Source organism: Mesorhizobium waimense (assembly GCF_003601975.1).
GTDB classification, from domain to species: Bacteria; Pseudomonadota; Alphaproteobacteria; order Rhizobiales; family Rhizobiaceae; genus Mesorhizobium; species Mesorhizobium waimense.
The window spans coordinates 1-26,644 of record NZ_QZWZ01000049.1; the positions used below are offsets into that span (position 1 = coordinate 1).

The window sequence follows — 26,644 nt, forward strand, 5'->3', positions numbered from 1 at the left end:
AGCTTTCGCCGGCCTCGATCGCCACAACAACACGCTCACGAAGATCATTCGAAAGAGGTCGCGTCATCCGATGCTGGCCTCCGATCCAGCCAGCATCTTGAATCACAAATCAGCCAAAACGGGAATCCCCTCCGATTCTGTCAATGCCTGAACCGCTCTAGACCTTAAACGCCCCGGTGTGCTGAGATTGAGGTCAGGCCGAACTGAGAATGGTGGGCTCCGAGAAGCGGAGCGGAGCGGACTTAAAATACGTGAGCACCGGAAGCGCAGGAGGCCGCCGTTCGCAGGCCGGCATCACCTGAATATCAACACACCGGCTCAGGCGACCAGCGTAATGGTCGACGCAATCAGCAGCACGGCCGCGATGCCGACGAACAGGGCATAGATTCGCGGCCGGTCGAGCAGCAGCGCATTGCCCGATATCCAGGCCGAGGTGGCGCCGCCAAGCGCGAACAGGAAGCCGTTGCGGTGCCCGAAGGTCATCGAAGCGGCCATCAGCCCACCAATGATCAAGGCGCCGAACACGATGATGACGGCGACGGCATATTTCTCGAAATCGTTGCCGCTGCCCATTGCCGGTCCGATCGTATTCAGATTCGGCAGGTCGTCCGGATCGAAGGGGTTGGCCGAGCCATATTCGTCTTGACCGATGGATTCGCGCATCACTCGTTCTCCGCTGAGCGGCAACAAACCATCAACGCTTGCCGAGCGCAACCGGCAACGCCCACCGCGGCGATATGTTCGCCGCCCTCTGGTGCCAACGTGCCACGGTTTGCCGGTCAAGCTCAACGGTCAGATGGGCGATCTGGTTCCACAGGCTTGATCTATTTGGAGAAATCGCTGCGCACGATGCCGTGCCGCTGCAGCTTGTCGTAGAAGGTCTTGCGCGGAATCCCCAGCGCCTCGATCGTGCGCCTGACGTCGCCGTCATTGCGGCCAAGCATCTCGCGGATGATGTCGGCCTCGTAGCGCTCCAACCGCTCCGGCAACGGCATGGCGTCGTCGAGCTCCGCCGGCGCGGCGGCCCGTGCCTCGCTTCCTTCCTCCAGACCAAGCACGAAGCGCTCAGCGAAATGCGCCAGTTCCCGCACATTGCCCGGCCAGTCATGCTCTCTGAGATGGCGGTGGACGGCGGCCGGCACCGCTGGCACCGAACGCCGGAAACGGCTGGCAGCGCGCTCGGTGAAATAGCCGAACAGGAGAAGAATGTCGTCGCGCCGTTCGCGCAGCGGCGGGATCGAGATCGTCACCACATTCAGCCGGTAGTAAAGGTCCTCGCGAAAGGCACCGCGCTGGCTGGGGTCGCCGAGATCGACCTTGGCGGCGGCGACGACGCGCAGGTCGACCGGCCGCACCTCGTTGGTGCCCAAAGGCGTCACTTCGCGCATTTCCAGCACCCTCAGCATCTGCACCTGGGTCGACGGCGGCATGCTTTCGATCTCGTCGAGAAACAGCGTGCCGCCGCTGGCATGCTCGATGCGGCCTACCCGCTTCTTCTGCGCGCCGGTGAAGGCGCCGGCCTCGTGGCCGAACAATTCGCTCTCGATGACGGTCTCCGGCAGCGTGCCGCAATTCAGCGCGACGAAATTGCCCTTGGCGCGGCGGCTCCAGCTGTGCAGCAGACTGGCCACCACCTCCTTGCCGGAACCGGTCTCGCCGGTCACCAGCACGTCGACATCGGTGTCGGCGATTTGGCGGAGCGTGCGGCGCAGCCTTTCCATCGCCGGCGTCTGGCCGATCAGCGGCAGGCCGTCCTGCGCCTGCTCGGCCGCCTCGCGCAGGGCGCGATTCTCCATCACCAGGCGGCGCTTTTCTGCTGCGCGCCACACACTTTGCGCCAGCCGGTCGGCGGCAAAAGGCTTGGTGATGAAGTCGTAGACGCCGTCTCTTATCGCCTTGACGGCCATGGCGATGTCGCCGTGCCCAGTGATCAGGATCACCGGAATGTCTGGGTCCAGTTCCAGGATGCGGTCGAAAAGCTGCAGGCCGTCGATCTCCGGCATCCTGATGTCGGACACCACGACGCCGGCAAAACCGGCATCGAGCCCGACCAGCGCCTCCGTCGCCGAGGAAAAGGCCAACACCGAAAACCCGGCCAGCTCCAGCGTCTGCCTTGTGGCCTTCAGGAGATCGACATCGTCGTCGATCAGGATGACCGGTGCTGGATCGTTGCTGGTCATGCTGCTTTCGCAAGATGGATGGTGAAACAGGTGCCGCTGTCGCCGCTCGTAACCTCGATGCGGCCGCCATAATCGGCGACGATGTCCTTCGAGATGACGAGCCCGAGTCCGAGGCCTTTTTCCTTCGAAGTGTTGAATGGCGTGAACAGCGACTTGAGGATTTCGGGCGGAATGCCCGGCCCGTTGTCCGACACATTGACGGTCACGCCGTCAGCCGTTTCCTCGGCCGACACCTCCACCCTGGCGTTCTCGCGGCCATCCAGCGCCTCCAGCGCATTCTGGAACAAGTTGATCAGCACCTGTTCGAGGCGGATCCGGTTGCCCTTCACCTTTAGGTCCGGTGGTGGCGGCGTGATATCAAGCGCGTCGAGCCGGCCGGCAAAGCGGCTTCGAAGCAGCACAACCGCACCCTCGATGACACCTTTGAGTTCGACCGGCTCGGCCGCGGTGCGGCCCTTGCGGGCAAACGCCTTCAATTCCTCGGTGATGGTGCCGATGCGTTCCGTAAGTGCGGCGATGGCGCCGAGATTTTCTTCGGCCGGCGCGGTCTGCTTCCTGTCGAGGAAGACCCGGGCATTGTCGGCATAGGCGCGGATCGTGGCGACCGGCTGGTTGATCTCGTGCGCGACGCCGGCGGCGACCTGGCCGAGGATGGCGAGGCGATTGGCCTGCACCAGTTCCTGCTGCACCACCTGCAGCTTCGCTTCCGTGCTGCGATGGCCGGTGATCTCGGCCTGCAGCCGGTCGCGCGCGCGGCTCAGATCCTCGGTGCGCTCGACGACGCGGCGTTCGAGCTCGGTGCGTGCCGCCTGTTCGGCGGCGATCCGCATCTGGGCTGACTGCCGTCGCCACAACAGATAGGCGGCAAGGCCAATGAGTGGACCGATAACGCCGAGTGCCAGAAGCCGCATTTCGCGCTGAGCTGCAGCAATCGGCGCCTCCGCCGGAACGAGATAGTCGAGTCGCCACGGCGTCGATGCGATCGGGGTCGAGAGCCTGAGATATTCGGCTTCGCTGCCGCCCGGCGTGATGGCATGGACGAGCGCGACGTCGTCACTCAGGGCTTGCGGCCGGTTGATCGGCAACGGCACCAGCGGCGCGTCGCCGAATTGCTGGCTGCTGCGGATTTCGCCAAGCACAGGTTGGCCAAGCGGTGCCGTCGTCATGAAACGCCAGGACGGAACGCTGGTGATCAGCACGACGCCATGATCGTCGCTGACATAGGCCGGGCGGTTGGCCTCGTGCCAATCGGCCTCGAGCTGGTCGAATTCCATCTTGACGACGACGACGCCGAGGGCGGCTTCGGCGCTGCCGACGCGGCGCGAGATGTAGAGGCCTGGACGCTTGCTGACATTGCCGAGCGCAAAGTATTCCGCGGTGCCGGTCTGCATCGCGCCGGAGAAATAGGCGCGGAAGCCATAGTCGTTGCCGACGAAGCTTGTCGGCTCACGCCAGTTGCTGGAGGCGATCGCCAGGCCGTCGGTGCCGGTGACGTAGAGCACCGAAGCCTTGGTGCCCGAGACCAGGCCTTCGAGCTTGCGGTTCAAAACGTCGATTGCCGCTTGGCTGCGCTCAGTCAGCGCGTCGCGCACCTGCTGGTCCTCCGACAGAAGCAGAGGCAGCGCGCGCGGGTTTTCCAGCACCGCGCGCAGCAGCGCGACCTTCAGATTGGCGTCGGTGCGCCCTTGCGCCGCCAATGCCTGGATTTCGGTGCTGCGGCCATAGAGGCCGGCGCCGTAAAGAGCCGCCGCGGTGATCGCGAGCGCCACCGCCGCAAACAACAGCCAGGCCCGGCGCGCCCGTTTGCCGAGCTGCTCGGGCGTCGAAGACAGGACCTGAGCTGGGGCAGCGGCGGGGCGTTGCAGCATGGCCTTTCTGTGCATGATTTCGCACAAAGCACAATTCAACTTATGCGGATGGCCGCACGTCTCGATTTGCCAAGACACCGAGCGGCCAGAAAATATTCAACAAAATCAATCAGAAGAGCCCGCAGGCAGAAACTGGCACGCCTGTTGCAGACATCAAACCAGCAGCCGCGAGGCTGTTGGAGGTCAAACTGCCCCGGGAGGTCGAGCTTTCGATCGGGGCGCAACGGAGGACGTCATGCAGACAGCATTCGCTGCCGCCGAACCGCGCGGCAAAGTTCCCTTTTACCGGCATCTCTATGTGCAGGTGCTTACCGCAATCGCCGCCGGCATTGTGCTCGGCCATTTCTATCCCGAACTAGGCGCGTCGCTGAAGCCGCTCGGCGACGCCTTCATCAAGCTGGTCAAAATGGTGATCGCGCCGGTTATCTTCCTGACGGTGGCGACCGGCATCGCCGGCGTTTCCGACCTGCAGAAGGTCGGCCGAGTCGCCGGCAAGGCGATGATCTATTTCCTGTTCTTCTCGACGCTGGCGCTCGTCGTCGGTCTCGTCGTCTCCAACGTCGTCCAGCCCGGCGCCGGCATGCATATCAATCCGGCCACGCTCGACGCCACGAAGGTGACGACCTTCACCGAGAAGGCGCATGACACGACCATCGTCGGCTTCCTGATGAACATCATCCCCGACACCATCACCGGCGCTTTCGCCCAGGGCGATATCCTGCAGGTGCTGTTCTTCTCGGTTCTGTTCGGCGTTTCTCTCGCCTTGGTCGGCGATCGCGGCCGCCCTGTGGTCGATTTCCTGCAGGCGCTGACCACGCCGATCTTCCGCCTCGTCGCCATCCTGATGAAGGCCGCGCCCATCGGTGCCTTCGGCGCCATGGCTTTCACCGTCGGCAAATACGGCATCGCCTCGATCGCCAACCTCGCCATGCTGATCGGTACCTTCTACCTGACTGCTTTCCTCTTCGTGATTGTGGTGCTGGGTGCCGTCGCCCGCTACAACGGCTTCTCGATCCTGGCGCTGATCCGCTACATCAAGGAAGAGCTGCTGCTCGTTCTCGGGACCTCGTCCTCGGAAGCGGCACTTCCCGGTCTGATGGCCAAGATGGAGCGCGCCGGCTGCAACCGCTCGGTGGTCGGCCTGGTCGTTCCGACCGGCTATTCCTTCAACCTCGACGGCACCAACATTTATATGACGCTGGCCGCTCTGTTCATCGCCCAGGCGACCGACACGCCGCTCACCTTCGGCGACCAGATCCTGCTCTTGCTCGTCGCCATGCTGAGCTCCAAGGGCGCCGCCGGCATCACCGGCGCCGGCTTCATCACGCTGGCGGCCACGCTTTCGGTCGTGCCTTCGGTGCCGGTCGCCGGCATGGCGCTGATCCTCGGCGTCGACCGTTTCATGTCGGAGTGCCGGGCGCTGACCAACTTCGTCGGCAACGCCGTGGCGACGATCGTCGTGGCGCGATGGGAAGGCGAGCTCGACCAGAGCAAGTTCGCCGCCGCGATGGCAGGCGATCTGCCGGAAGAGGCCGATCTCTCGCTGCCGGGCCTGCAGCCCGCCTGATCCTTCAAGGCTTTCGCCCAGGACTGTTCAGGCCGCAGCCGGTCACCGGCTGCGGCCTGTTCTTTTCACCGGCCGGCGCATAGGTTGATCTCAACCCGCCATGGCGAAAGGTCCGTGAATGAGCAGCGCGTTTCCCGAGATCTACCTGGTTCGTCACGGCGAGACGCAATGGAGCGCATCGGGCAAGCACACAGGCCGCACCGACATACCTTTGACGGCTGCCGGCGAGGCTGCTGCACGCGGTGTGGCTGAGCGCCTCAAGGGCGCGTCGTTCCAGGCAGTCTGGTCGAGCCCGTCGCAGCGGGCCTACAACACCTGCACGCTCGCCGGCTTCGGTGCGGCCGGCGTCAAGAAAGACGATCTGCAGGAATGGGATTACGGCGCCTATGAGGGGCTGACCACCAAACAGATCCTTGCCGCGCGCCCCGGTTGGAACGTGTTTCGCGACGGCTGTCCGGGTGGCGAAATGGCAGCGGATGTCGGCACCAGGGCCGACCGGATCGTCAGCGGGCTGCGAGCGGTCGGCAGCAACGTGCTGGTGTTTTCGAGTGCGCATTTCCTGCGGGTGCTTGCGGCGCGCTGGCTAGGCCTGCCGCCGCAGGACGGCGCCTTGCTGGTGCTGGACACTGCAAGCCTCAGCATCCTTGGCTACGAGCATGACCTGACCGAGCCGGTGATCCGCAGATGGAACCAGAAATAGCAGTCTGACGGCAGCCGCGTGTCCGTCGCTCAACTCGCCAGCAGCGCCCGTTCTTCTGCGGTGAGGTGGCGTGCTTGGCCCTTGGCGAGATCGCCCAGTTGCAAGGGTCCGATCGCCACCCGCACCAGCCGCAACACCTCGACATCGAAGGCGCCGAGCAACCGGCGGATTTGGCGGTTGCGGCCCTCGTCGAGCACGATTTCGAGCCACGCCGTGCGGCCACCGCTGCGCAGCATCTCGACTGAGCTTGACGTCAGCAGTTCGCCGTCGACGACCGCGCCTTCGCGAAACCGTGCCAGCATTGCCTCGTCGGGCGTCGAGCCGATCTGCACGTGATAGGTTTTGGCGACATGCGATGCGGGATCGAGCAGGTCGTTCGCCCAATGCGTGTCGTTGGTCATCAACAGAAGGCCTTCGCTGGCCTTGTCGAGGCGGCCGACCGGCGACACGAAAGGCAGGTCCAGTCCCACCAGGCAGTCATAGACGGTACCTCGATCCTGCGGGTCGTCGCGGGTGGTGACCAGGCCGCGCGGCTTGTTGACCATCAGATAGACCTTGCGCTCGGCAACGACGCGCTCGCCGTCGACGGTGATGCGGTCGCGGCCGAGATCGACGCGCAGCGATCCGTTGCGCACCACCTTGCCGCCGACCCGCACCCGCCCCTCGGCAACCAGCACCTCGGCCTGCTTGCGTGAGCACAGTCCGAGCTTCGACAGGGCGCGGCAAAGGCTGACGCCGGGGGCGGCTCTGACGGTGTTTGGCGGTCGTGTCATGCTTGAACTGTCATCGTGATCGACAGCGACTGATGCCACGCGCGGCAAGGGCTCCGCAACTGGTCGGGCATGGGTCGGGTTTGACCGCCATGCTGCCGAAAGCGTCTCAGCTGCGCGTCTTCAGCGTTTGAGCCAGCCACTTTTTCAAGCCGCGCAGCGAAACGCTTCGCCTGAGGTAAAGCCTGCGTATGCGTTGCCTGACGCGTCGAAGGGACGCCTCATGCACGTCGTCTGCGCTCCTGGACCCATGGCCCAGCCGCACGGAAGGACCGGATGCCGGCCTGGCCAAGGTCAACATCGCCCGGCTGTGGAGGTCAGCGTAGAAGGCATAGTTCGTCGACTTGTCCCACCAGGGCGGGCGCGAATTCACGGTGGGATTGGTGTTGATCTCGAAGGTCTGGACCTGTCCATCGACAAGCCCGTAATCGATGCGGCCATAGTCGATGCCGGCTATCTGGAAAATGGATCTCAGCTCCTCGGCGTGCGGATTTACCTGAACATACCGGTGATGCTCGGCCCTGTCGGCGTCGCTGAGATCCGCGTTCGAGTACTTCACATACCAGTCGGAGCTGATGAAACAGTGCTGAGGGTAGATCGCCTCTCCAACCCGGAACGCCGAATATTTGCGATACCTCCCGTCTGGTGAGGGGGCAGCGCCGAACTCCACGATCATCAGGTCCGGGTCGTCCCTGATCTGCGCCGGCAGACCGGCAATCGCATCTTCCAGATCGGCAGCCGTCTGGAGCAGGCCCGACAGGGGAGGGACATGCTGGCTTGCCCAGCGCAGAAAGACAGGAAAGCGAACGATCCTGTCGCGCTCCTTGAGCCGGTGCACGTCGAACCGGTTGATGCCAAGCGCTTTCAGGCGTTTCAGTAGATCGAAGCGGCCGACCGCAACGGCTGGATTGTTCAACAGCCGCAGATCCGGATTATGACCGGCAAGCGTTGCGTGCAGGCCGATCACCGATTCCAGCTGTCTCGGCGACAGCCTTTCGAAGTCGGTGAATATGAAGGTGCCGGGCGTCACCAGGCCGAGCGTGTCGAGCTGCTGGTAAGGGACGATGCGCAGGAAGCCCTTGAGAGGGTTTTCGTAGTACTCGCAGAATACGCCGATCGTGTATGTGTGGTCTTCGGCGCAAAGATAGTAGATAGGACCCTGGGGCTGACTGATCATGATGATCGGAACGATGCCAGGAGTGGTGCCTTGTCGGCATGAACAGGACGACGCACAGTACAAGCCGCTGGAGCCGCATTCGCTCCGGTTGCTTCGACGGTTCTGAGGATGTCTACGCGATCCATGCCGAGATGCGCCGCGACGCCCCGGTCTGGCAAGCTCCGTGGGGCGATATCTATGTTTCCCGCTACGACCTTGTCGCGGCATCCCTGGCGGACCGGCGCCTGTCGCATCTCCCACCGGCTGACGCCAATGCCGTCGCGCCGGATTCGGCGCTGCGCAACTGGCTGATCTATCAGGAAGGTCATACCCACGCAGCCATACGGGCGGCCCTGCAGAAGCCGTTTGCCGGCAGGGGCCTGGCCGCCTTGCGGCCCTTCGTGGACGAGGCGGTCGAGCTGCTTTGCGCTGGCACGCCCGATGGCGATGTCGACGTCGTCGGCGCATTTGCCCGGGCTGTTCCCGAACGGATTATCGGGCGGCTGCTCGGCGTGCCGGTCGGCGATCTGCCCCAGTTGCGCGCCTGGTCGGCATCGATACGCGACCTCCTCGATGTCGGCTTCGACGACGCGTTCGACCGCAGGATCAACGCGGTCGACGAGATGTCGGCCTATTTCACCGGCCACGCCAGAGCGCTTCTCAAAGGCGGCGAATTGCCGATGTTGCTTTCGGGACTGCCGGGCCTCGTCGAAAAGATTGGCCTCGATGCTGCCGGCGCCAATCTTGCGCTGCTCGCCTTTTCCGGTCACGAGACGACGGTGCACCTGACCGGCAATTTGCTTTATCACCTGACCCGTGCACCGGACCAGTTCGCCAGGCTGCGCGCCGACCCCTCCCTTACGGTGAACGCTGTCGCGGAAGCGCTCAGGCTGGAAAGCCCGGTCCAGAAGATCTGCCGCTGGCCGACCGAGACGATTGACCTTGCCGGCCATGCGTTGCCAGAGGGCCGCCTTGTCGTCCTGCTCGTCGGGGCGGCCAACCGCGATGCCTCGCGATTTGCCGAGCCCGACAATTTCATCCTGAACCGGCCTCCGGAGCAGAATCTGGCTTTCGGACGTGGGCTCCATATCTGCATCGGACGCGCACTGGCGGAAATCGAGGCTCATTCCGTCCTGGCCGCCACGCTCAAACGCTGGTCCAGCATCGAGCCGGTGGAAGGCGGAGCGAGATGGCTGGACAATTCGTCGTTCCGAGGTCTCGAACGCCTCGTTCTGCGGCTCGCCGCCTGACCGGACATGATCGGAACTACCAGCCATTCGCCATCCCTTCGGCGAAACTCGTCGCGCCGTAGCGCTTGAGATTTGGCAAGTCGAATTCTGCGATGCAGGCCAGTTCGACCCCGCGATAATAGGACGGATTGGCCTTCAGGAAAAAATCGGCATGCCGGTTGTGCCGAGCCCTGTGCTCGGCGTCAGCCCATTGTTCACGCAAATGGCCCTGCGATTCGCCAAAGTCGATCAGCCCCGTTGCCGGATCGAAATGCTGGCCATAGCGGGCAGTGGCGATGCCGTCGCGGATGCGCAACAGGCCCGGCGCGGCGTCAGCGTCGGCGGCCGGGAAGTAGTCCCGAAAGAAATTGGGAAGGATCCGATAGGTCCTGTGCCCCTTGATGATGGGAAACCAGAACAGCTGGCCATTGCCTAGGCCTGCCTTGACGGCGCCGGCCGCCCGGAACCAGGCCTGCAGCAAGACGGGGTCGCCCCAGCGCGACGCGTCCAGAACCGTGTCGCCGGAGAACAGATAGTTCACCTCGGTCCCGTCGACCTCCTGCCTGCCGACAAGAATCGTCGAGAAGCCGATGATCTCTCCAGTCCCGGATCGCACCAGCACGACGGCGTTTTTCTCGGCCAGATCGCGTTCGAAGCGATCTCGATCCGCGGCGTCGTAGTGACGCTCATAGAGCCGGAACATTTCGTCCCGGCATCGTGAATCGAGATCGGCGGCGGCAATCGTTCCTGCCGTTATCGAACCGGGATCATGCGCCGAATTGCCTCTCGCGAGGCGGGCGGCCTGTATTGGTTTTATCGTGTCGATTGCTCAAATCTCCATCGTGCGGCTCGAATAGCCGAAGGCACGCCGCAGCATGCGGCATCGCCAGTCCACGCTGTAGATCTCCGACGTCCTGAGCATGGATCGGTAGCTGCCGACGCTTCGCGCCGAAACCGGCGCTTCCGACAGGTCTGTGCGGTAGGAGCGCCAGTAGCGGTGGGTCAGAAGCTCGGCGATGCTCGTGCGCGTGACGGGATCGGCCGGCAAAATCCCGGAGCCGGGCCGCAAGCCGAAACGGTCCCAGACCTGGCGCAGGGCGGCCGCGGGGTCGGCGACCGCGTCTTCATAGCGCACAAAGACAATGCGGTCGCGAAACTGCTCGTCCATGCGCCGTTTTCTCAAGGCCGTGAGGTAGGCTCGATTGTAGGTCTTGCATAAACGGGCGACGTCGCGCTTGGCGGTCAGCGCGCCGTGCCGTATCCCCAGCCGCGTCTGTTTGGCACCGACGTTGAGGATCGACGTGATCGTATCCTTGGGCTCGCGAACGGAAATCGCGAAATTCGCGTCCGGCAAAAGGTCGGCGACCAGCGGCAGCATCCCTGCGATCTCAACGGTCCGCAGGACGAGGCAGTTCGGCTTTCCGGAATGGACCCAGGCGTCGTGGAGGCGTGCCTCGACAAACTGGCGCGTCTTCTGCACGAACTCCTCGCGCGACAAAAAGTAGTCCGTCGCAAAGGCACTCTCTTCGCCGCCGTAGCGTCTTACCAGCTGCAGAAAATCCGCAATAAATCGCGCCGGGCTGAGCCGCTCGCCAGTATCGGGCGACGTGGAAACCAGCCTGTGAAGCAGCGAAGTCCCGCTTCTCATGCAGCCGGTAACCAGGATCAGCTTGAACGGAAGGGAGCAATGACTCATGCGCCGATACTAAGCATGAGTTTGTTTGCGGCAAACCTAAATTAGCGGCCTGGCATAGTGCGGGCCGAACAGGTCACCGCCGATCGCTTGGCCGCGCCTGGAGACATCTCCGCTGACCGCACGATATCCGACTTAGCCCATTTCGATACCCCACATGGCGGTAGTGCGGGGGCAGGCGTCCGGCTATCGCAAAATTCTTGACTCAGTCTGTCGTCTTAAATGTTGACTATTAATGTCATGTTTCATAGTCAACAGGCTATCGGCAGCGGCATCGGAATTTGAAATCGGTGGAGAGGAGAGCAAGGATCGTGCCCAGAGATTATGATCCGGCGGCGTTCGGTGTCAGGCGCTGATGGCGGCGATTGAGCCTCAGCTGCAGCACTCGCGCAGTTGGATCACCCGGCGCGGCGCGCTTGGTCTCTTCACTCTGCCCTTCGCCGGGCCCTCGATGGCCGCGGCGAACACGCTGCGCATCGTCTCACTGGACGCCGGGCTGACCGAGACCTTGCTGATGCTCGGCGTCCGGCCGGTCGCCATTGCCGACCGCGAAGTCTGGGAGAAATGGGTGGTCGAGCCACCGCTGCCGCCGGAGATCGCCGATGTCGGCACGCTGCTCGAGCCCAACCTCGAATTCCTGCAGCAATTGCGCCCGGACATCATCCTGGCCATCCCCTATCTGGACGGCATCAAGCCGCTGCTCGAACGCGTCGCGCCAGTCACGACCATCGGCATCTACACCGAGGAAGGCCGGCCCTATCAGCTTGCCGTCGAGGCGACCCGGCAGCTGGCAAGACTGGTCGGCAAGGAGGAACAAGGCGAGGCGCTGATTGCCGCGACGGAGGCCGGGTTCTCGGAAATCCGGCAGCAGTTGGCGCCATTGTCGGCGCGGCCGCTCTACATCGTCAACTTCATGGATCCGCGCAATGTGCGTGTCTACGGCCGGCAGAGCCTGTTCCAGGATGTGTTCGACCGCATCGGCATCCGCAACGCCTGGACCGGCGACACCAACTATTGGGGCTTTGCCACGCTCGGTCTGGAGGGGCTTGCGACGGCGAGCGATGCGCGGCTGGCCTATATGGAGCCCTTGCCCGAGGGCGCCGGCGGCACACTGACCGAAAGCCCGGTCTGGAACGCCATGCCCTTCGTGCGCAATCGCTCGATCATGCGCCTGCCGGCCGTGCTGATGTTCGGCGCGCTGCCGTCCGCGGCCCGCTTCGCGCGCGAGCTGGCCAAGGCGATGACCGGAGATAATTCTCATGGCTGACGACACTGCCGCCCTGGGTGGCAGGCACGCCGGCCGGGCCTGGCCGCCCCGCCTTTCCGCCCGCCTGCCGCTCGGCGCCATCCTGCTCTGCGTGGTGCTCTCGGCCGCGGCGATCGCCGCCACGCTCTCCAATCTTGCCGTGCAATTGCCGCCGGCGCTCTGGCTCGATGCGCTCGGCCCGCCTGATGTCGCGGATATGCGGCTGGTGCTCGTCCACTATGCCTTCCTGCCCCGGCTGGCCGTCAGCCTGCTCTGTGGCGCCGCACTCGGGCTCGCTGGAGCGGTTCTGCAGCAGGTGTTGCGCAACCCTTTGGCCTCGCCGGAAACAGTCGGCGTCTCGGCCGGCGCCCATCTGGCGCTGGCGCTGGCGACGCTTGCCGCGCCGTCCTTGCTCGCCTTCGGCCGCGAATGGGTGGCGCTGGCCGGCGCTTTCGTGGCGATAGTCGCGGTTGTCGCTCTGTCCTGGCACAAGCGCCTGTCGCCGCTCTCCGTCGTGCTCGCCGGCCTCGTCGTCAGCCTCTATGCCGGCGCCATAGGCGCTGCCCTCATCGTGCTGCGCCACGAATGGCTGGCCAGCCTGTTCATCTGGGGCGCCGGCTCGCTCGGCCAGCAGGACTGGACGACGACGCTCTGGCTGCTGCCGCGCCTTGCTGCCGCCGCCGTCGCCATCGGCCTCATGGTCCGTCCGCTGACCTTGCTCGGCCTTGAAGACGAAGGCGCCCGCAGCCTTGGCCTGCCGCTCGGCGTCTACCGTGTCGCCGGGCTCGGCGCGGCGGTGGCGCTTATTGCTTTCGTCGTTGCCGCCGTCGGCGTCATCGGCTTCGTCGGCCTGGCCGCCGCCACGCTCGCCCGCATCGGCGGCGCGCGGCGCCTTGGCCAGCGCCTGCTCATGGCACCGCTCGTCGGCGCGGTTCTGCTCTGGGCCGCCGACCAGGCGGTGCAACTGGCGACCGGGCCGCAGGGCGACCTGCTGCCGACCGGCGCCATCACAGCACTTCTCGGCGCACCGCTTCTGCTGTGGCTGCTGCCACGCCTTGCCCTGGCCTCGGAAGCCCCGGCGCTGACCGCCGAGCATCTGCCCCGAAGCCACCGGCCCGGCCTGGTGCTGGCGGCGCTCGGCCTGTCCTTGGTTGTACTGGTCGGGCTCGCTTTGCTGCTGGGGCCGGGGCCGCATGGCTGGAGTTTTGCTGTAGGCGATCAACTGCAACCCTTGCTGTCGTGGCGCTGGCCGCGCGTCACGGCAGCACTTGCCGCCGGCGCCATGCTGGCGCTGGCCGGGCTGATGATGCAGCGCCTGACCGGCAATCCGATGGCCAGCCCCGAAGTGCTCGGCATCAGCGCCGGGGCAGCACTCGGCATGGTGCTGGCGCTGTTTTTGGCCTCCGATCCCGGCCACCCTGTCCAGACCGCCGCCGCCACCGCCGGCGCCTTCGCTACCTTGCTGGTTACGCTGACGCTCGGCCGCCGCGCCGCCTATGCGCCCGAGCGGCTGCTACTCGCCGGTGTCGCGCTGACGGCGCTGTTCGACGCGCTGATCCTGGTGCTGACCGCCACCGGCGATCCGCGCGCCATGCTGCTGCTCAACTGGCTGACCGGCTCGACCTATGGCGTCGATGTGGGTTCGGCGCTGCTGACCACGGCCATCGCGCTTTGCCTGTTCCTGCTCACGCCTGCTTTCATCCGCTGGCTGGACATGCTGCCGCTCGGCGCGCCTGCCGTTCAGAGCCTTGGCATCGACCTGCGCAAGACGCGGCTGCTGGTGCTGCTGATGGTCGCCGTACTCACTGCCGCCTCGACCCTGATCGTCGGCCCGCTGACCTTCATCGGCCTGATGGCGCCGCATCTCGCCCGCCGACTTGGGCTGGCGCGCGCGCTGCCCCAGGCCCTGGGGGCGGTGCTGGCAGGCGCCCTGATCATGGTGGCCGCCGACTGGATCGGCCGCACCGCCATCTTCCCGCGCCAGATCCCGGCCGGCCTCGTCGCCACGCTGATCGGCGGCCCGGTGCTGATGTGGCTGCTGCGCCGCCGCTGACTTTTTTGCTCCCGGGAGATCTCCATGTTCCAGTCGATCGCCACGCCAGCCCTGATTGCCAACACCACGGTCCACGATTTCGTTCCCACCGCAGGCGGCGAGCCTTGGCGGGTGTTCATCCATGTGCCGCCGGGAGAGGCACCCGAGGCCGGCTGGCCAGTCCTCTACATGACCGACGGCAACGCCGTCATCGGCACCGCCGTCGATGCCATGCGCGCGCAATCGGGCTACCCCTCGGGCACCAATGTCGAAGACGGCGTCATCGTCGCCATCGGCTATCCCGTCGCCGGCGCCTATGATCCGCTGCGGCGCTCCTAGGATCTTGGCCCGCCGCCCGGCAAGACCTATCCGCCTTTCCACCAAGGCGGCCCCGAAGTGCGGACCGGCGGCGCGGAAAAATTCCTCGCCTTCATCGAGGATGAGCTGAAGCCGTTCGTGGTCAGCCGCGCCAGGATCGACACTGGCAGGCAGGCGCTTTACGGACACTCCTTCGGTGGCCTGTTCGCGCTCTACGCCCTGTTCACCCGCCCGCACGCCTTCAGCACCTGGATTGCGGCGAGCCCGGCGATCTACTGGGAAGACCGCGCCATCGACCGGGTTCTCGAGCCGTTCGAAGCCGCCGTGTCGGACGGGCTGAGCGCGCAAGTGATCCTGTCGGCTGGCGAATACGAGTCCCAAAAACTGGCGCCGTTCCAGATCGGCGCCGCCGACGAGCAAAAGCGCCTGGAGCAGAAGAAGGTGACGCGCACCGACGAATTCGCGCGCGCAATGGCCGAGCGCCTCGATGCCATACCCGGCGTCGCCGCCAGCTTCGAACTCCATGCCGGCGAAAACCACATGTCGATCCTGCCGGCGACGGTCAACCGGGCGGTGCAGGCGGCGTTTGCGGTGCAGCGGGGAGGTGGCCGCTAGAGTATTCCAGGAAAAGTGTGAAACGGGTTTCCGTCCGGAATTGCGTAAAAACATAGAACTAGAGCAATTCCAGGAAAAGTGTGTAGCGGTTTTCCGTCCGGAATTGCGCAAAAACATAGAACTGGAGCAGTTCAACGATTCAATCAATTGTTGAATTGCTCTAGCGGCCCGACCACGGCCCCTGGCTCGCGGCGTTTTGCAGCACGCCGCGATTGCTAGCCGCCGCGAGCCGGTGGCAGTTCGAACAGCGTAGCGCCATTCTCCTGACCGCGTTCGACATAGCCGATGATCCGGAACCATTTGGCGACGTCGGCTCTCTGCAGCCAGCTGCGCGAGCGAATGGGGAGGTTGCCGGCCAGCGCCTGGATATGGCGAATGTGCCGCTTGCAGAAGCGGATGGTGGCGGCGCTGAAGAAACCTTCCTGCGCGGCAAACAGCGTATCGGCAGCGTCGCTATGTTCGTGCCAGGCGATGATCGCCACCGTCTTTTCGCCCTCGACAAGGGCATGGGCACGGCCTTCCTTCAAATTCATCATCAGATTGTCGTAGGCGACCTTGCTGTCCTTGCCGGCCGCCACATACTCGTCCGAAATCCGCTTGGACAGACCCCGGAAAACACCCTCGAGATCGCCGACCGTAGCTGCGCGTGCTCTCATTTCTCCTCCTGCAGCCCCGGCAGGCAGTTTGCCCTAGGAATAGGGGATCACCAAGCAAATCAAATCCGCCAATCGGCCGATGCGAGCAAAGGCGTTTCGCTTGGCGAGGCCGGCGAATGCGAGACGGAAAGGCTGGCACCGTTCCAGATCGGCGCCGTTGACGAGCAAAAGCGCCGGGAGACGCGGACGCGCACTGACGAAATCGCCCGCGCAATGGCCTAACGCCTCGACGCCATCCCCGGCTGGCCTTGCTGAGAGGTGACCGCCAACCTGGCGCTTGCGTTCGCGCAAGCCTATCCGCCGGGCGAGCGAATCCAAGGCCGAACATCTATGTCAGCCTGATCACTCTGCCTGCAGCGTCGAGGTGGCATCTGATTCGCGCCTGCCGGATCTCGGCGCCACCTTGCCTTGCATAATGTATGCGAACTGCAATCGGGGCCGAGACTGCGCCTCGGCTCAGACGGCGTAGGGACCCTGCGCTCATGGCACGTACATTCACGACACCAAACGGGATAGCGGCCAACTCAATCGCCTCACGGCAGGCGCGAACCACTGCACCCGGCGTGCCCGGTATCGCTTCAATTGTCGTCACGGCCGATGAGCGACCGCTCCTGTAGGGCCAGAGGATGCGTGGCAGGACGATGGATTTTGGTACACCTGCGGCCGCGGCCGCGGTGGCGGCGGGAGCACCGGGGGTATCGCCTGGAGGGGCGCTTGCTGCGCTACTTTCGGACGAGGCGTCTTCCCCACTAACTTGGCCGCTCGCTCCAATGCTCGCGCCGCCGAGTTGGCCGCTGGCTCCAACGCTTGCGCCGACCGAGCCGTTGCCAGTTCCGACCGAAGCTCCGGCGTCTGCTCCGCCTACGCTACCGACGTCCGCGCCAACACCGACTGACGCCCCGTTCTGGCGCAATCGAGAAAGCGGCCGCGAGATATTTGCGCATCGCAATCCTCCGTTCCCCTGTCATTGGCGGAACCCCCGCAGCCGCTGGCGCGCCGCGACTTGGCGACGGCTACCGAAGATCCCGGGGGCGTTTACACTTGGAAGCAGCACAACTCGGTGGGTTGCCGCCACAATCGCTATCCGCGGGGCATAGCTACTCATACTGCAAGGACAACGGGGCGTGGCGCGCTGCGGTTCCGAAGGTAGATTTGCAGTGCCCGACTGCCCGGCTTTCCCGCGCGCTTAGGTGTCAGCCGGCGATCGCCATTCCCAGCCCGACGTCAAGGCCTGATGGTGCTGCGCAGGCGCCGTACCTCAATGCTTCACCCAGACTGGGTTGCGCTAACTGCTTATACCAAATCAGGGAAGGGGCTATGAGTCGCTATTGGTGATCTCTGGTATAAGTGTCTGCTATGAAGGTAATCATGGACAACCGTTATCCGCCAGACTCGGACTTCGTCTGAATGGCGGCAAACGAATCCGGGCCGAGACCTGCGATGCCTTCGGGGCTTGTGTGGCGGCGCCGATCAATCGCGCCGGAATGTCCGTGATGGATCGGAGCAGGCGCAATGTGCTGATCGGTGCGTCTATCTTCGGAGCCCTGAGCCTTGCGGGGCTGCTTCCTACTATGTGCGCAATGCGGCAAATCAGGACAAAATCCCCCATGGCCGAAGCCAGCCGTCCCAAACGGCCGCCGGGACAGGCGAAGCCGTTGCTGGAGGAAGATATCGCGCCGGTGCTTGCGCGCCTTGATGCCTGGTATGCTGCCCATCTGCCGCCAGACAAATATGTGTTCAATCCGCCGGCCACGGACGCGCTACTGGATGCGTTCGAGCGCCTGATCGGCCTCAAGATGCCGCGCGCCTATCGCGACCTATACCGATGGCACGACGGCGAAAACGACGACCGTTGGGGCCATATCTATGGGCTTCCGCTGCTGCCGCTGCATCAGGCAGGGGCGCAATGGAAAGTCTGGGTCGATGTGATCGCCGATTTCGGCGGCAATCGCTATGAAATTCGCGGAGGGGCGTGGCCTGAACACGCGGTTGACCCGGCCTATATCAATCCGCGCTGGATCCCGCTGACCCATGATGGCTCAGGCAATCATATCGGTCTCGATTTCGATCCCTGGCCCAGCGGTCGCGTCGGCCAGGTCATCCTCTTTGGGCGAGACGAAGATGTGAAGGCGGTGCTTGCGGAATCCCTTGGCAAGTTCCTCGAGTGGATCGCCGGCCTGCTGGAAAGCGGCAATTTCAGATTGGAAGCGGCGGAAGAGCCAGTGCTGCGCCGGTTCCGATTGAAAGCCCCCCCATCAAACGACTTCCACGAAGGCGCACGAAGCCTTCTGGGCGCACCTGGCCCCTTCCTATGACGGCACGTATTTCGGTGACGCACGTCCGTGCGAAGCGCGATAGGCATGGCAAACTCCACATCGTTTGCCAGCTTGAATCAACTCAGCTGCCGCTTGGCAACCCTGCAGAGTCATGATGGTGGGACAAAAGTCACTTCTAAGCCGTTGGAAAATAAGAAAAAGACAATGCCCTTCCCGAGAGATGGGTAACAGTTCATTCCGGATAGATGGTGTCTCCGGTATAAACCGTAACCTATGTGTCCAGAACGGATCCAAAAGTGATGATGCCAGAGGCGGAATCGAACTTCCGACTATCTATTTGAATTTATTCTTAGATCTTCAGTGTGGGTAATGGTCGATACCCGCAAAATTACCCAATCCAAAATCATACCGGTGGTTCGGTTCCGTTTTCCACAGAAAATTGCATTTCATGATGCGATAGATGCTGTCATTTCGCCACCTCTCGCAACCGGACTTATCGGATTTCATCACCTTCTCGCCTCGGACTCCAAGATGCAGGACTCTCTACCCATCGATTGATTTCCGACTCTCGCCATCCTGCACCGTTTACGCTGATTTTGATCTGGGGTGGAAAGGTGCCTTCGGCAATCTTGCGATACATGGTTGAGCGGGAGAGCCCGGTCCGGGTAAGGACGGTTCTGAGGCGGATGATGCGGTCGGGTTCCGGCATGGCTGGCCTGCTTTCCGCTGGGTGCGTCTGATACCTGATGAGCCCAACAGAACAGGCAGCTACGGGCGTGCAAGAGGGATCGTCGCGGCGTCGTAAGGTGACGTGGAAACGGCGGCAAATCGGATGGGTCAGAGTCCGATGCCGCGCCCCCGTCCCAGACCGATGCCGTGGTTGAAGGCGAGTTCCGCGCCCAGACGCCGGCCGGATTCAACCTGGATGCCAAGCGCCTTCTTATGATTGGCAAGGAGGGATTCAAGCTGCGGATCACGTTCGAGGCTTTTGGCCAAGTCGGACATGGCCGACCGCGTTGACTTGTAGCCGGATATGTCGCCGGCCTGGTATTGACGCTGGCCCATGCGATCGAGCTTTTGCCAACGTTCCACGAAATGGTCGGCGCGGCGCCCCGGATCGGTATCCAGTCCTGTGCGGATTTCCGTCTCAAGCTGAAGCGCCAGCACGATGCGATTGACGCGGCCGGCCCCCGTCTCGCGGACAAGCGCGGGATTTTTCACATAGGCCGCTTCGGCATCGCGCCAGCCATGCGGCCGAACCTTCTCGAACGCGCTGCGGGCATCTCCCAGTTCGCGCATCTGCTCCGGACTGCCCTGCCTGTCCGCATCTCCGCTGCGCATGATGGTGTCGAGCGCGCGCGCGTGACGAACAAGCGCCTTCGTGCGAGCGCTGCGCAATGCCGCTTCCAAGTCCACCGGCGCATCCGTTTCGCGCGGCGCTCCCGTGCCGGGAGTTTTTCTTTCGGGCGTGTGGCCGGCATCTCCGACCTGCGCTCCAACATCTTCCCTTCCCGGCCTGTGCCCACGTTCCTGGCCGGGCTCGGCGTCGCCGGGCGAGCGCAACCCATCCACCAGCTCCCCGATCCTGTCGCGCAGCTTCTCCGGAACAATCCGGCGCACGATCTCCACCACGCGTTCGCGGAAGGTGATGCCGCGTCGCTCGGCATAGCTCTGCGCCGGATCGGCTTGCTCATAATCCGACGCCATGTCCTTGGCTCGGTCGCGTGAGAGCGTCCGGACGAGCCGTTCGCGGGTCGCGAAGTCATCGCTGCCGCTATGAAGGTCCATCCTGTCGCGATGCCGCGACAGGGCAACATAGCTGCCTTGCGCATCCATGCCAGGTGTCGCCAGCACATGGGTGCGGTCAACCGTCATGCCCTGCGCCTTGTGGATGGTCGCGGCATAGCCATGGTCAATGTGCGCATAGTCCTTCAGGTCGAAGCGCACCGACCTGCCATCGTCGGTGCGCACGGTCATGCTTTGGACGCTGACTTCTTCTACGGTGCCGAGCGTGCCGTTCTTGACGCCTAGCCCGCGCTCGTTGCGCAGGAACATGACCCGGTCGCCACTGGCGAAGCTTCTTGCACCGCGTTCCACATCCACTTGAACATCGTCGCCGAGATCGCCGGCGGCGCGCATGCGCTCGCGCGCTGCCTGGTTGAGCGCGCGCACCTCGTCGTTTGTGTGGGTGAGGATGATCCGGCTTGCCTTTGGCTCTGCCTGCCTGTCGCGATCCCAGCGCTCGACCAGATTGCTGCGCGCCTCGCCGCGCGACGCAGCCTGGTGCACCATCCCTTGCACGTCATAGGCGCTGATCGCAGCACCGATCCTGCCGGTTGCCAGATTGCGCGTGGCGTCACGCTGCCAGTCCTCGCGCTGGCGGCGTACCTCGCCGATTTCGACGCCGCCGTGCCGCTCGTGGATCGAACGGAACGCAGCGCCGGCCTCGATCGCCTGCAACTGCTGCGGATCGCCGACCAGCACGATCTTTGCGCCAACGTCCGCTGCATGGGAGAGCACGCGCTCCAACTGGCGCGTGCCGACCATGCCGGCCTCATCGATCACCAGGACATCACGCGCGGTGAGCAGATCACGGCCCTGTCCCCAACGGTGTTCCATACTGGCGATGGTGCGCGAAGAAATGCCCGACCCGCTTTCGAGATTCTCCGCCGCGATGCCGGAAAGTGCCGCGCCTCGAACTTCATAGCCGGCGGCTGCCCATGCCTGGCGCGCAACGCCCAGCATGGCGCTCTTGCCGGTTCCGGCAAAACCGACAACGACACCAAGACCGCGCCCATCGGTGATGTGATCCAGTGCATCTGTCTGCTCACCTGAGAGTGCAAGTCCGCGTTGCGCTGCGAGTGCCAGAGCTGTCTCGCGCTGTGCGTCACTCACCGCATGGCGCTCCTGACCAGCCATGCGTTCCGCCGCGCGATGCAAGCGCTGTTCGGTCTCGATCATCTGCCGCGTAGTGAAGCGATCTTCGCCGCGTCCGTCCTTGCCGAGTTCGACCAGATCGGGTGCGTTGCTGATGGCTGCCATGACCGCGTTGAACTGATCCATCCCGTCGCTGTGGCGATGCGAGAACTTCGCCATGTCTTTTCTGGTGAAGGTCGATTGCTGATGCGTGATGGCATCCAGCGCCACGGATGGATCCGCAATAATCCGCGCGCCATTGTTGCGCGCGATCTCGCGGTGCAGTTCGGCGCGATCTGCTTCAAGGTTGGCAGCGTCAAGGCCGCTGCCCTCAATGCGTTGAGCCGGTGCACCAATCTGGGTTTGCGGCTCCAGGGCAATGCCCTGTGCTTCCAGACTGCGATGATCGATGCGCGCGTCGATGTCGAGTTCTGCAAGGCGCTCATTGGCAAGTTCGGCCCATTGCTCGCGCCAGCGCTCGACCAGCTCGGTTTGGTTCCAGTCGCGCACCTTCGGACCAAAGCCGTTCACGTCCACGGACCGCATGGTGAGCATGACGTGGGCATGAGGCTTTGGACTGCCGTCCTCTGCCCTGTCCCAATGCACATTGAGATCGGCGACCATGCCCTGGCTGACAAACTCGGCTTGCACGAAGTCGCGCGCCAGCTCGATGCCTTGCGCCTGGCTGAGTTCTCGCGGCAGGGCAAACTCCACCTCCCGGGCAAGCTGCGCGTCCTTGCGCACCTCGAACGCCTCGACATCGTTCCAAAGCCGTTCGCGGTCGCTCCACGCATCCGGCGCATTGTCCGGCAGCATCACCTCGGAATGGACGACACCGCGCTTGGCCGAGAAATCGTGCGTGCGTTCGATCCGCTGGTCGCGCAGCCGCGAGGCCGAGCGGTAGGCGGCCGACGCGACAGCGCTGGAGCCTGCCTTGCGGCCAATGACCTTGACGTGAAGATGATAGATCGCCATCGCGACCAGATCATTTGCACGTCAAAGCGCACGTCGGCACGACGTATAAGCGCGCCCTCCCTCGAAAAAATCTCGGGATGGACCAGCCCGTCCCCCGCTGTCTCGGCAACCCTGAAGCCTTCCGGCAGACGCTGCCCTATCATCACCGCATCGACGTCAGATGGAGACAGCCATGCGTAAACCACGGGATTTTGATGCGGAACTGAAGGCACTCGAAGACAAGGCGCGAGAACTCAAAACGCGAAAGGTGCAGCAGCTTGGCGACCTGGTGATCGCCACCGGCGCCGATCAACTTAGCACCGAGGAACTGGCCGGCGCGCTGGCCGCAATCGCTGAAACGAAAGACACCGCAAAGCGTGAGGCATGGGCCAAACGTGGGGTGACGTTTTTCGAGAGCAGGCCCCGGCGAACTGCTCCGGCATCTGAGCGCAACCTTCGCGGCGCTCCAGCGCAACCGGGCGGCGCACAATCGCCGGCAAGCGGCACTGGCTCGGCTTGACATGCGCACCTGGCAGGTCGAGCGCCGCAAGCGCACCCGACACCTGATCGAACTCGGCGGGCTCGTCGTCAAGGCAGGCATCGTGGAGATGACGGGCGACGACCGCGCCACGATCTACGGCGCTCTGCTCTGGATGGCCGACAGACTAGAGAGCGAAGGCGGAGAACACGCACGCACGCTGTGGGCCGAAAAGGGGAAAGAGGCGTTTACGGCGGAACGAAATGAAGAGCTAAAGGGCTAGCGAACGTAGCGATATTTGGCGCGAGCGGCGGGCGGCGCGGAGACCTCAAATATCGTAGCGCCGCCCGCTTTGCTCCGGCAGCCGATTTTAGGTTCTAGAATCTCGAAGGTCTCGAGGAGGGCCGGAAGCGGACCGCCCGGATTTAGGGTTGAGCAGCGTAAAAAAGCGGTGTCACTGGTCAAGCCGTTGCCTGCACAGAGCGTTCGGGAAGCGAGGTCACGTCCACCAATGGCAAGCGCCGTTCCATTCCACAGGAAGTTATCCATGGACCCTGGCATGAGATGTCGAACGGGCATTCCAACGCTGCAACCTTTCCACCAAAGAGACAAATGACCGAGGAGAAAATTGTCATGAAGGCAATTGTGGTGACGGACCAGGCTGCGGGAACGGTCGGGATGACGCTGATGGAGCGGCCCGAGCCGCAGGGAGCGATAAACGTCGTCGTTGTTCAGGTTCATGCGTCGGGCTTCGTCCCGACTGGACTGTCGTGGCCCTCGACCTGGACCGATCGTGTCGACCCTGACCGGACGCCATCGATCCCCGGACACGAGCTGGCCGGAGTGGTCACCGCCCTCGGCTACGGCACGACGGGACTGTCGGTGGGGCAGTGGGTGTTCGGCCTGGCGGATTGGTATCGCGACGGCACCCTGGCGGAGTATGTGGCCGTCGAGGCACGCAACCTCGCGCCACTGCCGGGCGACGTCGACTTCACGGTGGGCGCGAGCCTGCCGATCTCGGGCCTGACCGCGTGGCAGGGACTGTTCGGGCACGGCCGCCTTCAGGCGGGGCAGAGCATCCTCCTGCACGGCGCGGCCGGCGCAGTCGGGTCGATGGTGACGCAACTCGCACGAGAGGCCGGCGCCTACGTCATCGGTTACGTCGCGGCTATGGATATGCGAGAGTTCTCGCACCTGGGTGGTGAAGTAAGTGCAACCTTCGCACTGCTCGGCTGCCGGTTTGCCGTCGCGCCACATGAAGTAATAGGCGATAAGCTGTCGCCGCCCCTCAAATGCATCCAGCAGCGTGACGGGATCGTTCGCGCCGATGAGCCGTGTCGCGCCGCTCACCTTCACCATCGGCAGTCGCCGCCGTGCAGCGGCGATCGCGTCGCCTTCCCGGGTGTGTGCCTTTTCGCGCACCCGCAGTTCGCCGAGCTCAGGGCACGCGCAACAAGCGCTATGACTACGGGTGGCCTCTGTTGCTATTGGCGCGAAGTCGTCGCGAGCGTCGGAACCGGAGATGTCCGCTTGTCCGTTCGCATCGGGCTTGGGCGGTTGTCGTTACTAGGCCCGGAGGGCGAGCTCAGAATGTTGATTTCATTTGGTTTTTCGTGGGCTTGAATCAGAAATCTTCCCGTATCGCTCCGCATGGTTCCGCCACCGACGTCGACCATATCGAAAACCACCGATAGTGACATTCACTGATGGTGGCCATCGAACGGAGAATTCATCTCGATGCAAACAGCAGATATTCCTGGTGCATAGCCATCCCGCTCGAGACCTTGCGGCCATTGTCCCTCGCAATGCGCAGTGATACGTCAAACGCTGCCACTCAAGTTTCGCCACGCGACCCCGCGCTTGATTGCCTCGCGGGCAAATCGCCATGTTCCAGACCCAAAAGGGCGACGATGGGGTTCGGTAGTCGTCGAATTTCACCTCGTGCTGCCAGCCGTCGCCCTTAGGCGGCTTCTCGAACACGCTCACAACGTAAGTCGTTACCGGCTTGTCGGTCATCGGCTTATGCTTCGCATATGGCGGCGCGAGTCTTACCCAGCCCGCGATTTTCGTCGACCGAAATATCCTTGCCGTTTTCCAGGACCGGTCCATATTCATCGATCGGGAGTACCGTTGTGTTGGCCACGAAAAGTCTGTCGATCGCCTTTCTTGCCGGGATGGCAGTTTGTGTCACCAGCGTCGCCGATGCGCGACCGGACACACGCGTGATGACCTGCGAACAGACGCAGGCCAAGATCGAAAGCCATCGCTCGGTTGTTCTCACCACTGGCCGCAACACCTACGATAGATACGTCCGCCAGTTCGGCAACGAATGCGACTATCCGGACGTGCCGACCGCCGCCTCGGTCCCGACACACGACGGTCAATGCCGCGTCTATCGGTGTATGGAACCGAGCTTCAATCGATCTCCTTGAGATTCGCTTCACACCATCGTACATGGCGCTTCTATTTCGCAGCCATTTTTGAACCCAATTTCAGTGCCTTCGTTTTCCTCTCGCGCACCTGGTAGGCCTCCCGGCCTTCAATACCGATGCGACTGGTCGATCGGATAACGCCGCTGCTGACACGCGCTACGCCAGTCGACAGGTTGCCGCTCATTCGACCGCCTTTGTCGGAAAACAGTGCCCTGCGATGCCCAGTGCCTTCATGTCGAAAAGTGGCAACGCCAAGAATGCCTTCGCAACGAGAGCATTAGCAAGATCAACGAAGAACGATCCGGCCAGAGTGATCAGCAAGAACGCCTTCGGGGCTGGACCGTAACGGCGCGCCACCTCGTCCATGGCCGCCATCGCGACGGGCATTGAAGATATCCCGAAGCCGAGGAAACCACCGACCGTAACCGCTGCCTCATAGTCCCGGCCCAGCAACCGGAACAGAATGAAATAGGCAATCGCCACGATGACGATGATCTGCAGCAGTACGTTGACAAAAAGTGGTCCGAGGATAGCGGCAACGGCAATCAGCTTTGTGCTCATGACGCTGAGCACCAGAAACAGGTTCAGAGCGACCTCGCCGCCTTTTTGAATCGGATCGAAGTCCGGCCGGATGCGAGTCCAGTCAACAAGGTTCGTCAGGAAAACTCCCGCGAGCATCGCCGACAGGAAGCCAAGTAGCAATAATCCTTCGTCCTTGGCCCAGCTATTGAGCTTGTCGCCAAGAAAGACCGACACTGCAATGATCAGGATGGTCGCCAGTATACCCTCAAGGTTCCCGCGATCCTCCTGAACTGCTGCCGGCGCCTCCCATTGCGCCTCGGCGAAGGAGATCTCGGTCTGCGGTGCCGCAACCGGGGAGAGTTTGTGACGCCGATCAGCCAGCCGGTAATGGTCCGACACCAGTGCGCCGGTGATGACCGCAAGAGTCGCCGCGCCGGCTCCGACCGCTTGCGCGTTCTGAAGCCCTACGCCCTCCGCCTCCTTCGTCCAGGCAAGTGCCGTTCCTGGCCCACCAACGAAGGAAAGGCTCCCAGCAAGGAGCCCGTAGGTGTGCACCCCAAGCCGTCGCGACACCGATGCCAACCAGATTCTGGCAGACCAGCCACTGTCACCGCACAGAGGATGACCAATGGACGGCCACCGGCTCGCGGCGCTTTCAACTTCGCCGACAGGCCGATCGTTGTGAAGAAGACAAGCAACAGAAGATCGCGGAGCTTTGTGCCGAAGGCGACCTCGGTTCCGAACATGACCTGAGCAAGGAGAACGAGCGGAGCCACTATCATGGCACCGATCACGGCGTTGGGCATGTCGATGCGTTTCAGCACTGGAACCATTTGACGGATGCGGGTCCCCGCGACCAACGCGATCAGACCAATGATCAACGTTGCAAGTTCCGAGAATTTAACATGGTCCGCGGCCATCGGCTCAATCCCCCGTCGAAGCTCTGCGAGCGCTTCCATCATCGTCACCACCAATCTCGCTTTGGCGATTGGCTGAACGTCTTTCGGCGATGCAAAAATAACAACTGCACTGCTCG

General features: G+C 63.4%; 22 protein-coding genes and 3 pseudogenes. 11 read left to right on the forward strand and 14 right to left on the reverse strand.

Annotation, left to right across the window (positions count from 1 at the left end; all coding sequences use genetic code 11):
- Nucleotides 1-318: 318 nt before the first annotated feature.
- The 3 genes from D3227_RS33430 to D3227_RS33440 all read right to left on the reverse strand — a co-directional run bounded on the left by D3227_RS33430 (nt 319) and on the right by D3227_RS33440 (nt 4,048).
- Complete coding sequence (locus tag D3227_RS33430) at nt 319-663, reverse strand: hypothetical protein (RefSeq protein WP_120018428.1); 345 nt, start codon at nt 661-663, stop codon at nt 319-321.
- Nucleotides 664-824: 161 nt separating this feature from the next.
- Complete coding sequence (locus D3227_RS33435) at nt 825-2,180, reverse strand: sigma-54-dependent transcriptional regulator (RefSeq protein WP_120018429.1); 1,356 nt, start codon at nt 2,178-2,180, stop codon at nt 825-827.
- Nucleotides 2,177-4,048 carry a sensor histidine kinase gene (locus D3227_RS33440; protein WP_120018458.1) on the reverse strand — a complete coding sequence of 624 codons (1,872 nt, stop codon included), beginning with the start codon at nt 4,046-4,048 and terminating at the stop codon, nt 2,177-2,179. Before D3227_RS33440 ends, D3227_RS33435 begins: the two co-directional genes overlap by 4 nt.
- 235 nt (nt 4,049-4,283) lie before the next feature.
- On the opposite strand from D3227_RS33440, the gene D3227_RS33445 reads away from it, so the two are divergent.
- Entirely contained in the window at nt 4,284-5,615 is a 1,332-nt protein-coding gene (locus tag D3227_RS33445; protein ID WP_120018430.1) for a dicarboxylate/amino acid:cation symporter, read from the forward strand.
- A gap of 118 nt (nt 5,616-5,733) precedes the next feature.
- On the forward strand, nt 5,734-6,315 hold the full coding sequence (locus tag D3227_RS33450; RefSeq protein ID WP_120018431.1) for a histidine phosphatase family protein: 582 nt from the start codon (nt 5,734-5,736) through the stop codon (nt 6,313-6,315).
- A gap of 29 nt (nt 6,316-6,344) precedes the next feature.
- Here D3227_RS33450 and D3227_RS33455 read toward each other — a convergent pair whose 3' ends face one another.
- Nucleotides 6,345-7,088, reverse strand: a complete 744-nt coding sequence (locus D3227_RS33455; RefSeq protein WP_120018432.1) for a pseudouridine synthase — start codon at nt 7,086-7,088, stop codon at nt 6,345-6,347.
- Nucleotides 7,089-7,194: 106 nt separating this feature from the next.
- Nucleotides 7,195-8,262 carry an ATP-grasp domain-containing protein gene (locus tag D3227_RS33460; protein ID WP_120018433.1) on the reverse strand — a complete coding sequence of 356 codons (1,068 nt, stop codon included), beginning with the start codon at nt 8,260-8,262 and terminating at the stop codon, nt 7,195-7,197.
- A gap of 38 nt (nt 8,263-8,300) precedes the next feature.
- Between D3227_RS33460 and D3227_RS33465 the strand changes: the two genes are divergently transcribed.
- Complete coding sequence (locus D3227_RS33465; RefSeq protein WP_120018434.1) at nt 8,301-9,491, forward strand: cytochrome P450; 1,191 nt, start codon at nt 8,301-8,303, stop codon at nt 9,489-9,491.
- Nucleotides 9,492-9,507: 16 nt separating this feature from the next.
- Here D3227_RS33465 and D3227_RS33470 read toward each other — a convergent pair whose 3' ends face one another.
- Both D3227_RS33470 and D3227_RS33475 read right to left on the reverse strand, forming a co-directional pair.
- Nucleotides 9,508-10,173, reverse strand: coding sequence for a hypothetical protein (locus D3227_RS33470; protein WP_120018435.1), 666 nt, complete (start codon nt 10,171-10,173; stop codon nt 9,508-9,510).
- A 126-nt stretch (nt 10,174-10,299) separates the two neighbouring features.
- Nucleotides 10,300-11,166: a sulfotransferase family protein gene (locus D3227_RS33475; RefSeq protein ID WP_120018436.1), complete on the reverse strand. Its 867-nt coding sequence runs from the start codon at nt 11,164-11,166 to the stop codon at nt 10,300-10,302.
- A gap of 352 nt (nt 11,167-11,518) precedes the next feature.
- On the opposite strand from D3227_RS33475, the gene D3227_RS33480 reads away from it, so the two are divergent.
- The 3 genes and pseudogenes from D3227_RS33480 (at nt 11,519) to D3227_RS33490 (ending at nt 15,374) form a co-directional block, all read left to right on the forward strand.
- Nucleotides 11,519-12,430 carry an ABC transporter substrate-binding protein gene (locus D3227_RS33480; RefSeq protein ID WP_167480965.1) on the forward strand — a complete coding sequence of 304 codons (912 nt, stop codon included), beginning with the start codon at nt 11,519-11,521 and terminating at the stop codon, nt 12,428-12,430.
- Nucleotides 12,423-14,462: a Fe(3+)-hydroxamate ABC transporter permease FhuB gene (gene fhuB / locus D3227_RS33485; RefSeq protein ID WP_120018437.1), complete on the forward strand. Its 2,040-nt coding sequence runs from the start codon at nt 12,423-12,425 to the stop codon at nt 14,460-14,462. Before D3227_RS33480 ends, fhuB begins: the two co-directional genes overlap by 8 nt.
- A 24-nt stretch (nt 14,463-14,486) precedes the next feature.
- Nucleotides 14,487-15,374, forward strand: a pseudogene (locus D3227_RS33490) (alpha/beta hydrolase).
- A 215-nt stretch (nt 15,375-15,589) separates the two neighbouring features.
- Here D3227_RS33490 and D3227_RS33495 read toward each other — a convergent pair.
- A complete protein-coding gene (locus D3227_RS33495) occupies nt 15,590-16,030 on the reverse strand; it encodes a hypothetical protein (RefSeq protein ID WP_120018438.1) in 441 nt (146 codons plus the stop codon).
- A 1,331-nt stretch (nt 16,031-17,361) separates the two neighbouring features.
- Between D3227_RS33495 and D3227_RS33510 the strand changes: the two genes are divergently transcribed.
- Nucleotides 17,362-18,345 (forward strand): SMI1/KNR4 family protein, encoded by a 984-nt coding sequence (locus D3227_RS33510; RefSeq protein ID WP_245452006.1) that lies wholly within the window; start codon nt 17,362-17,364, stop codon nt 18,343-18,345.
- A 454-nt stretch (nt 18,346-18,799) separates the two neighbouring features.
- Here D3227_RS33510 and D3227_RS33515 read toward each other — a convergent pair whose 3' ends face one another.
- Together D3227_RS33515 and traA are read right to left on the reverse strand one after the other, a co-directional pair.
- Nucleotides 18,800-19,015, reverse strand: coding sequence for a helix-turn-helix transcriptional regulator (locus D3227_RS33515; RefSeq protein ID WP_120018440.1), 216 nt, complete (start codon nt 19,013-19,015; stop codon nt 18,800-18,802).
- A 128-nt stretch (nt 19,016-19,143) separates the two neighbouring features.
- On the reverse strand, nt 19,144-22,197 hold the full coding sequence (gene traA, locus D3227_RS33520) for a Ti-type conjugative transfer relaxase TraA (protein ID WP_120018441.1): 3,054 nt from the start codon (nt 22,195-22,197) through the stop codon (nt 19,144-19,146).
- A 172-nt stretch (nt 22,198-22,369) separates the two neighbouring features.
- Between traA and D3227_RS33525 the strand changes: the two genes are divergently transcribed.
- The 3 genes and pseudogenes from D3227_RS33525 to D3227_RS33535 all read left to right on the forward strand — a co-directional run.
- Nucleotides 22,370-22,696, forward strand: coding sequence for a conjugal transfer protein TraD (locus D3227_RS33525; RefSeq protein ID WP_120018460.1), 327 nt, complete (start codon nt 22,370-22,372; stop codon nt 22,694-22,696).
- 1 nt (nt 22,697) lies between these two features.
- Nucleotides 22,698-22,937, forward strand: a complete 240-nt coding sequence (locus tag D3227_RS33530; RefSeq protein ID WP_120018442.1) for a conjugal transfer protein TraD — start codon at nt 22,698-22,700, stop codon at nt 22,935-22,937.
- A gap of 350 nt (nt 22,938-23,287) precedes the next feature.
- A pseudogene (locus D3227_RS33535) lies at nt 23,288-23,854 on the forward strand (NADP-dependent oxidoreductase); the annotation flags it as partial.
- Nucleotides 23,855-23,869: 15 nt separating this feature from the next.
- Here the strand turns inward: D3227_RS33535 and D3227_RS43225 are convergent.
- Nucleotides 23,870-24,076 (reverse strand): annotated as a pseudogene (locus D3227_RS43225) (DUF899 family protein); the annotation flags it as partial.
- A gap of 752 nt (nt 24,077-24,828) precedes the next feature.
- On the opposite strand from D3227_RS43225, the gene D3227_RS33545 reads away from it, so the two are divergent.
- Nucleotides 24,829-25,086, forward strand: a complete 258-nt coding sequence (locus D3227_RS33545) for a hypothetical protein (RefSeq protein WP_120018461.1) — start codon at nt 24,829-24,831, stop codon at nt 25,084-25,086.
- 31 nt (nt 25,087-25,117) lie between these two features.
- Here D3227_RS33545 and D3227_RS41945 read toward each other — a convergent pair whose 3' ends face one another.
- From D3227_RS41945 to D3227_RS44510, 3 genes are read right to left on the reverse strand one after another with little or no spacing between them, the layout of a single operon-like run.
- Nucleotides 25,118-25,270, reverse strand: coding sequence for a hypothetical protein (locus D3227_RS41945; protein WP_167480966.1), 153 nt, complete (start codon nt 25,268-25,270; stop codon nt 25,118-25,120).
- A complete protein-coding gene (locus D3227_RS33550) occupies nt 25,267-26,181 on the reverse strand; it encodes a sodium/glutamate symporter (protein ID WP_281035012.1) in 915 nt (304 codons plus the stop codon). The genes D3227_RS41945 and D3227_RS33550 overlap by 4 nt, the downstream gene beginning before the upstream one ends.
- On the reverse strand, nt 26,073-26,570 hold the full coding sequence (locus tag D3227_RS44510; RefSeq protein WP_425374582.1) for a sodium/glutamate symporter: 498 nt from the start codon (nt 26,568-26,570) through the stop codon (nt 26,073-26,075). The genes D3227_RS33550 and D3227_RS44510 overlap by 109 nt, the downstream gene beginning before the upstream one ends.
- Nucleotides 26,571-26,644 lie beyond the last annotated feature (74 nt).